This window comes from Qipengyuania algicola (assembly GCF_042492175.1).
In the GTDB taxonomy this organism is placed as follows: Bacteria; Pseudomonadota; Alphaproteobacteria; order Sphingomonadales; family Sphingomonadaceae; genus CAJXSN01.
Genome location: NZ_CP170453.1, coordinates 1,338,813 through 1,351,169, shown reverse-complemented (window position 1 = coordinate 1,351,169; position 12,357 = coordinate 1,338,813). Strand labels below are relative to the sequence as shown.

10 protein-coding genes are annotated in these 12,357 nt (G+C 63.1%); 6 read left to right on the top strand and 4 right to left on the bottom strand.

Features of this window, described 5'->3' with window-relative positions; translation table 11 throughout:
- Positions 1 to 1,089 carry a mechanosensitive ion channel family protein gene (locus ACFCW2_RS06545; protein ID WP_379548822.1) on the top strand — a complete coding sequence of 363 codons (1,089 nt, stop codon included), beginning with the start codon at positions 1 to 3 and terminating at the stop codon, positions 1,087 to 1,089.
- A gap of 39 nt (positions 1,090 to 1,128) precedes the next feature.
- Here ACFCW2_RS06545 and ACFCW2_RS06540 read toward each other — a convergent pair whose 3' ends face one another.
- Positions 1,129 to 3,453: a CDC48 family AAA ATPase gene (locus tag ACFCW2_RS06540; RefSeq protein WP_379548821.1), complete on the bottom strand. Its 2,325-nt coding sequence runs from the start codon at positions 3,451 to 3,453 to the stop codon at positions 1,129 to 1,131.
- Positions 3,454 to 3,807: 354 nt separating this feature from the next.
- On the opposite strand from ACFCW2_RS06540, the gene ACFCW2_RS06535 reads away from it, so the two are divergent.
- From ACFCW2_RS06535 to ACFCW2_RS06515, 5 genes are read left to right on the top strand one after another with little or no spacing between them, the layout of a single operon-like run.
- On the top strand, positions 3,808 to 4,515 hold the full coding sequence (locus ACFCW2_RS06535) for a CoA transferase subunit A (RefSeq protein WP_379548820.1): 708 nt from the start codon (positions 3,808 to 3,810) through the stop codon (positions 4,513 to 4,515).
- Between the two features lie 7 nt (positions 4,516 to 4,522).
- On the top strand, positions 4,523 to 5,464 hold the full coding sequence (locus ACFCW2_RS06530; protein ID WP_379548819.1) for a hypothetical protein: 942 nt from the start codon (positions 4,523 to 4,525) through the stop codon (positions 5,462 to 5,464).
- 13 nt (positions 5,465 to 5,477) lie between these two features.
- Positions 5,478 to 6,125, top strand: a complete 648-nt coding sequence (locus tag ACFCW2_RS06525) for a CoA transferase subunit B (protein ID WP_379548818.1) — start codon at positions 5,478 to 5,480, stop codon at positions 6,123 to 6,125.
- Positions 6,126 to 6,140: 15 nt separating this feature from the next.
- A complete protein-coding gene (locus tag ACFCW2_RS06520) occupies positions 6,141 to 7,280 on the top strand; it encodes a nitronate monooxygenase (protein ID WP_379548817.1) in 1,140 nt (379 codons plus the stop codon).
- A 7-nt stretch (positions 7,281 to 7,287) separates the two neighbouring features.
- On the top strand, positions 7,288 to 8,448 hold the full coding sequence (locus ACFCW2_RS06515) for a CaiB/BaiF CoA transferase family protein (RefSeq protein WP_379548816.1): 1,161 nt from the start codon (positions 7,288 to 7,290) through the stop codon (positions 8,446 to 8,448).
- A 13-nt stretch (positions 8,449 to 8,461) separates the two neighbouring features.
- On the opposite strand, the gene metK is transcribed toward ACFCW2_RS06515, so the two are convergent.
- The 3 genes from metK to ACFCW2_RS06500 are packed head-to-tail and all read right to left on the bottom strand — an operon-like array spanning position 8,462 to position 12,127.
- Entirely contained in the window at positions 8,462 to 9,694 is a 1,233-nt protein-coding gene (metK, locus tag ACFCW2_RS06510) for a methionine adenosyltransferase (protein WP_379548939.1), read from the bottom strand.
- 52 nt (positions 9,695 to 9,746) lie between these two features.
- Positions 9,747 to 11,375, bottom strand: coding sequence for an apolipoprotein N-acyltransferase (gene lnt / locus ACFCW2_RS06505; protein WP_379548815.1), 1,629 nt, complete (start codon positions 11,373 to 11,375; stop codon positions 9,747 to 9,749).
- Positions 11,376 to 11,404: 29 nt separating this feature from the next.
- Positions 11,405 to 12,127 carry a DUF4167 domain-containing protein gene (locus ACFCW2_RS06500; RefSeq protein ID WP_379548814.1) on the bottom strand — a complete coding sequence of 241 codons (723 nt, stop codon included), beginning with the start codon at positions 12,125 to 12,127 and terminating at the stop codon, positions 11,405 to 11,407.
- Positions 12,128 to 12,357 lie beyond the last annotated feature (230 nt).

Here is a 12,357-nt window from a genome sequence, read left to right as displayed (position 1 = left end):
ATGTTCGAGAATTTCGATATCCGAAGCTGGCAAGTCGACTGGAGCGCGGTTCTAATCGCCTCTGCCGTTCTGGTTGCGGCATTGCTGGTTGCTTATCTGCTGTACCGCGCCCTGTTTGCGCTGGTGGGCAAGCTGACGGCTCTGTCCGCCAGCGAAACCGATCACATTGTGGTCGACCGGATGCGGGCGCCGGTCAAATGGTCGGTTCTCGCCATTGCGGTAACGATTGCAGCGGAGCAGAATGCGCTTCTCGGTTCTCTTTGGGAGCCCTTTGCGCGGTTCCTTCGGCCCGCTCTGCTCGGCTGGATCGCCTATACTCTGGTGAAGGGCTTCTCCACCGCACTGGAACTGCGGCTGGAGCATACCGAGGATCCCGTCGCGATGCGCAGTCGGCGGACCCGGATTGCGATCCTGTCGCGCACCGCAACCATAGCGATTGTCGTAATCACTGTCGGCCTGATGATGCTCGGCATACCTGGCGTGCGCGATATCGGGACCACGCTGCTGGCCTCTGCCGGTTTCGCAGCCCTCGCCATTGGTGCGGCGGCCCAGCCTGCGCTCAAATCGCTGATTGCGGGCCTGCAAATGGCCATTACCGAGCCCGTCCGGATCGGCGATCTGGTGGTGATCGATGGACACACGGGGCGGGTCGAAGAGATCAAGATGAGCTTCGTAATTGTGCGGACGTGGGACGAACGGGCAGTGATCATTCCGACCGACCAGTTCCTTGATGACGGGTTCGAGAACTGGACCCGGCGCGCCGAATCGCTCTCCGGGCCGGTTTTCCTGCATCTCGATCCGATTGCCGATATCGGGCCCATCCGGCAGGAATTCACCCGCTTCATCGAGGCCCATCCGCTGTGGGACAAACGCACGGTCAGCGTGCTTGTCACGGAAGCCTATCCCGAGTCAGTCGAAGTCCGCATGGCGGTGAGCGCCAATACGGTGGCCGATCTGTTCAACCTGCGCTGCGCAGCACGGGAACATATGATTGCATGGCTCAACGAGCACCAGCCCGAAGCCCTGATCCGACACCGGCTCGAAGTGCCCGGCGGAACCGACAAGGCCCCCGAACCGGGCGAACCCTAGGGGACGGGACCGAATAATGCGCTGTCCGCCCCCGCAGGTTTAGCTCTTGTCGGTGACTTCTCCGTGCTTCTTGGCGCGGGTGCTTTCCACCATGCCTTCATGCACGAAGCCGATGGGCAGCGCTTCGGCGGCGCGCTTCTTCAGTTCGCCGCGCATTTTCTTGTACTCCGCCTCCATCTTGCTGGTGACGGTCGCGCGGCTGTCTTTGAGCGCTTCGGCAAAGTCGGCCGCAGTCACATGCGTGACGTCCGCCCCTTCACGGTGCAGCGCATTCAGACCCGCACGGCGGACCACATCTTCCAGATCGGCGCCGGTGAAGCGGTCGGTCTTGGCAGCGACATCCGCCAGCTTCACGTCGTCTGCGAGCGGCATGGCCGAGGTGTGGATGCCGAGAATTTGCTCGCGGCCTTTCTTGTCTGGCGTGCCAACATAGACGAGCTCGTCAAACCGGCCGGGGCGCAGCAAAGCGGGATCGACCAGTGTGGGACGGTTTGTCGCCCCGATCACAACGACCGACTGAAGCTCTTCCAGCCCGTCCATCTCGGCCAGCACAGTGTTCACCACGCGGCCCGTTACCTGCGGCTCCATTCCGGATGATCCGCGCGCGGGGACCAGAGAATCGATCTCGTCGATAAAAATAACGCACGGGGCCACAGCGCGGGCGCGCTGGAACATTTTAGCGATTTGCTGCTCGCTCTCGCCATACCATTTGCTCAACAAGTCGCTGCTCTTCATCGAGATAAAATTGGCCTCGGCCTCTTTCGCGACAGCCTTCGCCAGCAGGGTCTTGCCGGTGCCGGGCGGGCCATAGAGCAGGAAGCCCTTCGCCGGGCGAATGCCCAAACGCCGGAATGCTTCCTGATTTTTCAGCGGAAGTTCGATGCCTTCCTTCAGTTTCTCGATCGACTCGTCGACGCCGCCGATATCGTCCCAGCCGACTTGCGGCACTTGCACCATCACTTCGCGCATGGCGCTGGGCTGAATGCGCTTAAGGGCGGAGAGGAAGTCTTCGCGGGTCACGCACAGGTCCTCGAGAACCTCCTGCGGAACCGTGCGCTCGTCCAGATCGAGCCGCGGCATGATCCGGCGGACCGCATCGATGGCGGCTTCACGCGCCAGAGCAGCGATATCTGCCCCGACAAAGCCATAAGTCATGCGCGACAGCTCGTTCAGATCGACCTTCTCACCCAGCGGCATACCGCGCGTGTGAATGGCGAGGATTTCGCGGCGGCCTTTCTCGTCCGGCACACCGATGATGATCTCGCGGTCGAACCGGCCGGGACGGCGCAGCGCTTCGTCGATGGCGTCAGGTCGGTTCGTGGCCGCAATCACCACCACATTGGCCCGCGATTCCAGACCGTCCATCAGGGTCAGCAGCTGCGCAACCAAACGCTTCTCTGCCTCACCGGCGACTTGGTCGCGCTTTGGCGCAATCGAATCGATCTCGTCGATAAAGATGATCGCGGGGGCGTTTTTGGAAGCCTTTTCAAACACCTCGCGCAGGCGCTTTTCGCTCTCGCCATACCCGGAACCCATAATCTCCGGGCCATTGATAATCGAGAAGTCGGCATCCGATTCGTTGGCGACGGCCTGGGCCAGCCGGGTCTTGCCGGTCCCGGGCGGGCCATGCAGCAACACACCCTTTGGCGGATCGACGCCCAGCCGGGTGAACAATTCGGGATAGCGCAGCGGCAATTCCACCATCTCGCGCAATTGCTGGATCGTATCGTCGATCCCGCCGACATCGTCGTAGTTCACCACCGCGCGCGCATCGCGCGGAGCTTCAAACTCGGCGCGCAGCTCGACCTCGGTGTTCTCGTCGATATGGACGATGCCCTTGGGCACCGTGCTGACCACTGACAGGCGGATCTGGGTGAGGGCGTAGGCGGGCGCATTGAACATCCGGCGCACTTCGGGCGGCATGTTCTGGACCGGCTGCTGGCCGGTTGTGGCGACCAGATCGCCTGCCAGCAAAGGCTTGCGGAAGAAATTGCGCTGCAGTGCCTGAGTTGGCCCCTGCAAGCGCATTTCGCGGTTGGCGGGGGCGAAGACGACGCGGGTTGCGGGGCGCGATTCGGCGGCGCGAATAATCACATGCTCGCCCGATCCGGCCTCGGCATTGCCGCGCTGCAATCCGTCCAGCCGGACAACCTCCAGCGACTGGTCCTCGTCATAGGCCGGCATGGCGATGGCAACCGTGGTCCGCTTGCCTTGGATCTCCACCACATCGCCCTCGGTAACGCCGAGCGTCTGGAATGCACTGCGCGGCATCCGGGCAATCCCCTGTCCGCTTTCTTCCTGCCGCGCGGCGGCGACCTGCAGCCTTGCCTGCTTCTCTTGTGTCGCGCTGTCGCCGTCGGCCATGGGGTATCCTCTGGTATCGTGTCCGTGTGTCTGAACGCCTAGCTAGGGGGCCTTCCCCGTGCTTTCAAATGGGTAGGCATACCAAAGGGCCGATTAACCGCAGGGGTCGCGGCGAATACGGGCAAGAAAAAAGCCCGGCAGGAGAACCCGCCGGGCTGGAAAAGTTTGGGAGAGGATGCCTGTAAAGGCCCGCCCTATGTGCGGTGCAGCATGGTTTTGTGCAAGTGCGAAAGGCACAATGTGTGTTGCATAAATCGCAATTATGATGCGCGTTCCTTGCCTGGCGATGCGCCCCGCTAGGGGTGACAGGAACGGGCGCGCATCGTATTACGTCGCCTTCGCAATGGAGCCCCAATGAACAAAATCTATCCCGATGCCGCCGCTGCCCTCGACGGCATTCTTCGCAACGATATGCTGATCGCCAGTGGCGGCTTTGGCCTGTGCGGTATTCCCGAACGGCTGCTGGACGCAATCCGCGACAGCGGTGTGACCGGGCTGACCTTTGCCAGCAACAATGCCGGGATCGACAATGAAGGCATCGGCAAGCTGTTGCGCACCAAGCAGGTGAGCAAGATGATCGCCAGCTATGTCGGCGAAAACAAGGAATTCGAGCGCCAGTTTCTCGCAGGCGAACTGGAAGTCGAGTTCTGCCCGCAAGGGACACTGGCCGAGCGCATGCGGGCAGCAGGGGCAGGCATTCCGGGCTTCTACACCAAGACCGGCGTGGGCACGCAGGTTGCCGAGGGCAAGGAAGTGAAGAGCTTCGGCGGGGAAGATTATCTGCTCGAAGAGGGCATCTTCGCCGATCTTGCCATTGTGAAAGCGTGGAAGGCGGACGAAACGGGCAATGTTGTGTTCCGCAAAACCGCGCGCAATTTCAACCAGCCCGCCGCGACTTGCGGGAAGGTCTGCGTGGTCGAGGTGGAGGAAATTGTCCCCACCGGTTCGCTCGATCCCGATTGCATCCATCTGCCCGGCGTCTTCGTCCAGCGGATGATCGTCGGCGCACCCTACGACAAGAAGATCGAATTCCGGACCGTGCGCGAACGCGAGTCTGCCTGAGGGTCATATGCTGCGTCCTTCGCCACTTTTGCGCATGATGCTGCTGGGCGCAGCCGCCCTAGCGCTTCAGGGCTGCGCGGCAGCGGCGATCCCTGTTTTGGCGGGAGGCCTGTTGGTGACCAAGCAGGCCAATCCCGGCTTTATCTCCGACACCCGCGGTGCCGAGGTTCGCTCTGCACAAAACCGGCCGATTGAAAGCGTTGCTGTTGCGACCGCAGCTACGCCTGCACCGGCTGGCGAGCCCGCACCGACATTGCTTCCCGCCAGCCGCGCCCTGCTGGAGAGCCTCAACGCGCCAGCCGAAGCGCCCGAAGTCGAGCTGATCGCCTCGACAACGCTTCCAAGGCCCGGCGATGCCAGCGCAGGCGGGCTTGCGGCGCGGCTTTTGGCAGGCAATCGCGCTTACGATCCGTTCTTCGGCTACGTGCTGTCGCAAGTCTCGCAAGATCCGCTGTCGGGAGAAGAACGGCAATCGGCGTTGCTCAGCAATCCCGGCAAGCTCGATGCCGACACCTTGCCCTGCGGCTTTCGCCCGCCGGCAGTCATGATCGATATCGATCCGGCGGACGGGCTGGTACCGCTGACCGGCGAACCCTCGCTGAACGCGCCGCTGGCACGAGTTGTCTCGGCTCTGCGGGCGCGCGGGGTGACAATTTTCTGGGTCACAGGGCGCACTGCCGATCATGCCGGAGAGGTCCGCACGCGCCTGATCCTGTCGGACCTCGACCCCGCTGCCGAAGATCGCCTTATCGTGATGCGCTACCCTCAGGATCGCAAACAGACCCGTCGCCGCGCTTTTGCTGACGAGCATTGCATCGTGGCTCTGCTCGGCGACGAAAAATCCGATTTCGACGAACTCTACGATTACCTGCGCACACCCGACGATGCGGTCACGCTCGAACGGCTGGTCGGCAATCGCTGGTTCCTCGCCCCGACACCCCTCGACTGAGACTGGAAAACCTATGTCCGAAACCCAAGGCTGGACCCGCGATCAAATGGCCGCCCGCGCCGCGCAGGAATTGCGCGATGGCTATTACGTCAATCTCGGGATCGGCATTCCCACGCTGGTAGCCAACCATATTCCGGACGGCATGACGGTCACGCTGCAAAGCGAGAACGGGATGCTGGGGATCGGGCCCTTCCCTTACGACGACGAGGTCGATCCCGACCTGATCAATGCCGGCAAGCAGACCATCAGCGAGCTGCCGCAGAGCGCCTATTTCGACAGCGCGACCAGCTTCTCCATGATCCGGGGCGGCCATATCGATTTGACCGTGCTCGGCGCGATGGAAGTGGCCCAGAATGGCGATATCGCCAACTGGATGATCCCAGGCAAGATGATCAAGGGGATGGGCGGCGCGATGGATCTGGTCGCCGGGGTGAAGAAGATCATCGTGGTGATGGACCACAACGCCAAAGACGGCAGCGCGAAGTTCATTCCCGAATGCACCCTGCCGCTGACCGGCACCAATGTGGTCGATATGATCATCACCAATCTCGGCGTGTTCCACCGGCCCGATCATGACAGCGCGTTCAAACTGATCGAGATCGCCCCAGGCGTGACAGCGGACGAGATCGCGGCAAAGACCACCGCGCATTACGAGAGCTGATCAGGAGGCACTGCCATGGCGATGAACCGCGTTTGCGAAATGACCGGCGCGGAGTTTCCGCTGTTTGCATTCTCTCACTGCCGCGATGTGGTTGCCGCTGTCAGCAAGGCGGGCGGTTTCGGAGTGCTGGGCGCGACCCGCTTTAGTCCCGAAGCCCTCGAAGAAGAGCTGGCGTGGATCGACGCGCATGTCGATGGTGCACCCTATGGGGTCGACGTGCTGGTGCCCGAGGTTATCGACCCGGCAGTGGCGGGTCTGGCGGATAACAAGAGCCGCGCGCAGGCGATCGATCCTTCTTACCAGAGCTTCGCCAATCAGGTGCTCGGCCAATATGGCATCGCTCCGGAAGCCGAAATGCCGATTCTGCGCGAGAGGATGGGTATTACGCCGGAAAACGGGCTGGCGCTGATGGAAGTCGCCTTTCGCCATCCCATCCGGCTGATTGCCAATGCGCTGGGCATCGCGCCTGCCGCCATGATCGAAGAGGGCAAAAAGCGCGGCGTGCCGGTCGCGGCCTTGGTGGGCGCGAAGGAACACGCCATCCGTCAGGCCGAAGCCGGGGTCGATATCATCGTGGCGCAGGGCGGCGAGGCGGGCGGCCATTGCGGCGAGGTCTCCACGCTGGTGCTGATCCCTGAAGTCGTCCGCGCCCTCACCCGTGCCGGGCACGACATTCCGGTGCTGGCCGCTGGCGGGATCATGGGCGGTGCGCAGATGGCCGGAATGATGGCGGCCGGCGCGCAGGGCGCATGGACCGGTTCGGTCTGGCTCGCCACGCCGGAAGCGGAAACATCCGAAGCCTTTCGCGAGAAAATGGTCGCCGCGCGCAGCCGCGACACGGTGCGCAGCCGCAGCCGGACCGGCAAACCGGCGCGTCAGTTAAAGACCGCTTGGCACGATGCGTGGGAAGCCGGGGATGGTCCGGGCACGCTGCCGATGCCGCTGATGGGCATGGTTTCCGAACCCGCTTTTGCCCGCGTCGAACGCGCAGCAGCGGCGGGCAATGCAGAGGCCCGCGAACTGGTCAGCTATTTTGTCGGTCAGGGCGTCGGGCTGGTCGAAGATGTCCGCTCCAGCCGTCAGGTGGTGATGGATTTCCGCGAAGAGTTTCTCGCCGCGGTCGAGGGGCTCTCTAGCCTGCTCCAGCAGGAATAGCGCGACTATGTGGCTGGATGAACCGCGCAACGCGAACGCGCCTCTGGCGGGGCTGAAAGTGCTCGAACTGGCCCGCGTTCTGGCCGGGCCATGGGTGGGGCAGACGCTGGCCGATCTGGGCGCGGATGTCATCAAGATCGAGAGCCCCGAAGGCGATGGCACTCGTCTCTGGGGCCCGCCATGGATCGAGCGCGAGGGACCGGACGGAGAGACCGTACGCGAGGCGGCCTATTACCACGCCTGCAATCGCGGCAAACGGAGCGTGGTGGCCGATTTCAAGAGCGCTGAGGACCTGGCGCGGGTCAAAGCACTGGCTGCTGAAGCCGATGTCGTGATCGAGAACTTCAAGACCGGAGCGCTGGCGAAATTCGCTCTCGATTATCCGTCGCTGCGTGCTGCGAACGAGGGCCTTGTCTATTGCTCGATCACCGGCTTCGGTCAGACCGGGCCGCGTGCGAAGGAGGCCGGCTACGATTTCGTCATTCAGGGAATGAGCGGGTTCATGGCGCTGACCGGCGAGCCGGATGGGCAGCCGATGAAGATGGGGGTCTCCATCTCAGACCTCACCTGCGGGCTTTATTCGGTCATTGCGATCCAGTCCGCGCTGGCGATGCGGGAGCGGACCGGAAAGGGACAGCATGTCGATATGGCGCTACTCGACTGCTCGGTCGGGCTGCTCGCCAGTCAGGCAATGCATCTGTTTGCAACCGGCGAGAACCCGCCGCGCATGGGCAACGAGCACGCGCAGGTCAGCGCTTACGGAGTGTTCCCGACGAGCGATGGCGAGATCGTGCTGGCGCCCGCCAATGACGGCCTGTTCCGGCGTTTGCTGGGCGTGCTGGGGCGCGATGACCTGCTGGAGGATCCCCGCTTCGTCACCAATGAGGGGAGGCTGGCGAACCGTACCGCGCTGGACGCCATTATCGCCGAGGCAACAGCGCATAGAACCCGTGCGGACCTGCTGGACGCCTGCGCTGCGGCAGGCATCCCCGCCGGACCGATCAACGCGATCGATCAGGTTTTCGCCGACCCGCAGGTCAAGGCGCGCGGCATGCAGATAGAGCTGGATGGCATTGCCGGAGTGCGCAGCCCCTTCACGTTCTCCGATGCGGAACTGGCGCTGGACACGCCCTCGCCCCCGAAGGGAGCGCATACTCCGGCAAACTAGGTAGCAGCCCAGCTTACCCCACAGCCGCCTTCAGATCGTCGACCAGATCGGTCCGCTCCCATGGGAAGTGATCACCATCGGCTGTCCGGCCGAAATGGCCGTAGGCGGCGCTTTTGCGGTAGATCGCCTTGTTGAGACCCAGATGCGTGCGAATGCCGCGCGGAGTCAGACCGCCCAGCTTCTCGATACCCGCTAAAGCGGTTTCGAGCTGCTCGTCGGAGACCGTGCCGGTGCCGTGGGTATCGACATAGAGCGACAGCGGTTTGGACACGCCGATCGCATAGGCGAGCTGGATGGTGCAGCGGCTGGCGAGGCCTGCCGCCACGATATTCTTCGCCATGTAGCGCGTAATGTACGCAGCCGAGCGGTCGACCTTGGTCGGGTCCTTGCCAGAGAATGCGCCGCCGCCATGCGGGGCCGCGCCGCCGTAGGTGTCGACGATGATCTTGCGTCCGGTTAGGCCGGCGTCCCCGTCAGGCCCCCCAATCTCGAAAGCGCCGGTGGGGTTGATGTGCCATTCGGTTGCATCGCTCAGCCAGCCTTCGGGCAGGATCGCGGTGACGACTTCTTTCACATAGGCCTTGAGCTCGGCTTCCTTCTCGCCCTCGTCATAGCCTTTGCCATGCTGGGTCGAGACGACGACCGCCGTGCAGGCAACCGGCTTGCCGTCTTCATAACGCAGCGACAGCTGGCTCTTCGCATCGGGCTCGAGGAACGGGGCCTTTCCGCTCTTGCGGTCTTCGGCGAGCTGTTCGAGGATCTTGTGGCTGTAATCGAGCGGCGCCGGCATCAGGTCGGGCGTTTCATCGCAGGCGAAGCCGAACATGATGCCCTGGTCGCCGGCACCTTCATCCTTATTGCCGCTGGCATCGACGCCCTGCGCGATTTCCGAGGACTGGCCGTGCAGGTGATTCTCGAAGGTCAGCGTCTTCCAGTGGAAGCCATCCTGTTCATAGCCGATATCGCGCACAGTGGAGCGAACCGCCTTCTCGATCTCTTCCTTCGCGCCCGGTGCCCAGCCGCCATTCACGGCCCAAGCTTCGTTGGCTTCATCATACATCGGGGCGCAGCGGATTTCGCCTGAAAGAATAACACGTTGCGTGGTGGTCATCGTCTCGCACGCGACGCGGGATTCGGGATCCTTGGCCAGCATCAGATCGACAATCGCATCGGAAATCTGGTCGGAAACCTTATCCGGATGGCCTTCGGAAACGCTTTCGGACGTGAAGAGATAATTGCTGCGCATGATGCCTGTGAACCTCACATATAAAGATAGCTTTATGTCTTGATATGTCGACTTAGCGAGCCGCGCGGCGCGTGGCAATAACAGAGGCGATGAGAGCTCCGAACATAAGCAAAAAGGCCCAACCCAGCGGCAGCCAGTTTCCTGCGCGGGCAAACCATGTGGGCGCGTGGGCGGGCGGCACGAACCCGTCCAGCTTGTCGCGTTCCTGCGCCCCGAGCGATCGCCGCACGACGCCGCGCGCATCGATAACCGCGCTGATACCCGTAGTGGTGGAGCGCAAGACCGGCAGCCCCTCCTCGATGGCGCGCAGCCGGGCCTGCGCCAGATGCTGCGGCGGACCCCACGCGCCAAACCAGCCATCATTGGACGGGTTAAAGATGTAATCGGGGCGATTGCGGCGATCCGTCACCTGCCCCGAGAACACGATCTCGTAACAGATCTGGATACCGGCATCGCCATACTCGCCAAGCTCCAGCGTGCGGGGACCGGGGCCGGGAATGAAGTCGATCGTGCCCGCCACCAGCCTGCTCGCCCCGAGAGGTTCAAGCAGCCATCGCAATGCCAGATACTCGCCATAGGGCACCAGATGCGCCTTGCTGTAGCTGCCAGCAAAATCGCCCTGATCGTCGAGCGCGGTGACGACATTATACGCGCCCAGCGCCCGCTCCCGCCCGGTCTCGTCGGTGCCGATTTCCAGATCGGTCGCGCCGGTCAGCAGCAGGCTGTTCTCACCGATGACATCGGCAACCCGCTGCCGCGCGAATTCCGGATCGGCGCGCGCCGTGGTGGCGACGTAATAGCGCAGCGGATAGCCGGGGCGCAGATAGTCGGGCAGTGCGGATTCGGGCCATAGGACCAGCCTTGGCTCGTCTGTCTGCTCGCGGACACTGAACGCTGCGATGGTCAGGAAGGAGGGCTCATACTGGCGCGGGTCGTTCAGTGTTGCCTGATCGAAATTCGGCTGCACAAGAGTGTAACGCAAGGTGCCCTCGCGCTCTTCCCCGGCGGGCCAGAAGCTTCCTGCGATGACCACAGCCGCAGTGCCCGCAAGCGCCAGCCAACGCCTCCCCCCCAGCGCCCACAGGATAGCCCCGGCAAACAGCACGGCCAGTCCGGACAGCGCATAGGTGCCGGTAAAGGGCAAAACCGCAGCCCAGCCGGGGCGGTCGAACGGGCCAAGCAGCGCAAGGCCGAGCGGTGGCCAGGGATAGCCGGTAAACACCCAGCTACGCAGCCATTCGGTAACGATCCACAGCGCTGCAAAGACGGCAACAAACACCGGCACAGCCTTGCTCGCCGCCAGCCGGTGGGTGAGGGCACTGGCGAGCGCGGGGTAGATGGCGAGGTAAAGACACAGCAGCGGCACGGCGATCCAGCCGAGAAAGGCCGGCATTTCGCTTTGGTGCGTGAACGCAGTGGCGATCCAGTTGTTGGCGATGGTCAGGTGGGCGACGCCAAACAGCCAGCCCCGCATCGCGGCCGCTTTCCAGCGTGGCGCATCGCGCACGAGCCAGATGAGCACGGCAATACTGGCGAGTGTGGCGGGCCACAGCCCAAGGGGCGGATAACCGACCGCCCCGATCGCGCCCGCGACCAAAGCTGTAAGCCGGCGCCAGCCGAGCACCTTATCAAGCCACGAACTGGCTGGCGTCTCCGCCCCGCTGTCCGATTGCCCGACCATTGCTCAGCAGCACCCGGAACTTTGCCGGATCAGCTGGCGACGCTCAACGTGTCATTGCCATCCGCATCGTCGGCCTTGGGCTTGCGGCGGCGCGGTGCCCGCTTGGGCTTTTCCTCAGACGGTTCGGCCGAAATAGAGGGCGGCAAGACTGCTGCATCGATTTCGCCATCGGCCTCTGCCGGTTTGGCGCGCGGTTTGCGCGGGCGACGGGCCGGCTTCTCGGCTTCCGCCTCCGTGTGCTCCGCCGCATCGTCGTCGTGGCCATTGCCACGGCGCGAGTCTCCGCGATCTTCATTCCGGCTATCGCCGCGGTCGTCACGATTGCTATCCTGAGCATCACCGCGTGAACGCGAATTGCGGCGCGGGCGACGGCCATTCTCGCGATTGTCGTCACCGCTCTCGTCGCCGTCATTGTCTTGCGAGCGCTCACCGGCCCGATCATTGACCCGATCATTGCCTTTGTCATTGCCGCGCTCGGCATCCCGCTTGGCGCGCTGCTCTTCCTGACGGGCCTTGTTGTCGGCAATCACACGGAAATAGTGGTCTGCAAATTGCAGATAGTATTCCTGCTGCACCCGGTCACCGTGATGATGCGCGTCCTGGGCAAGCTTCTTGTACTTATCCAGCAGCTGGGGCGCATTGCCCCGCGCGCGGCTGTCGATGCGATTCATCGCATTGGGATTGCCGCCACCGCCCTGGTTGCGATTATTGTTACGACTGCGGCGGCGATTGTTATTACGTTGGTTGTTCAAGGAATGCTCTTCCTTATTATCGGGCGCTACCGTTCGGGGCGCACCCGCAAAGCCCCTCGCCGCGCCCGCCATGCTGGCCTCAGAACGCGGCTCCGCATCTGCTTTGCATAGACCAGCACCGTGGGTGCCGAGGAATCCGCCGCAAATGTTGGATCAAGACCGAGGGAGCAAATACGCGCTCGTCACCAGTCTTGGTTCTGATCTAGCCCGTCCCTTGGGCTTTGCCAACC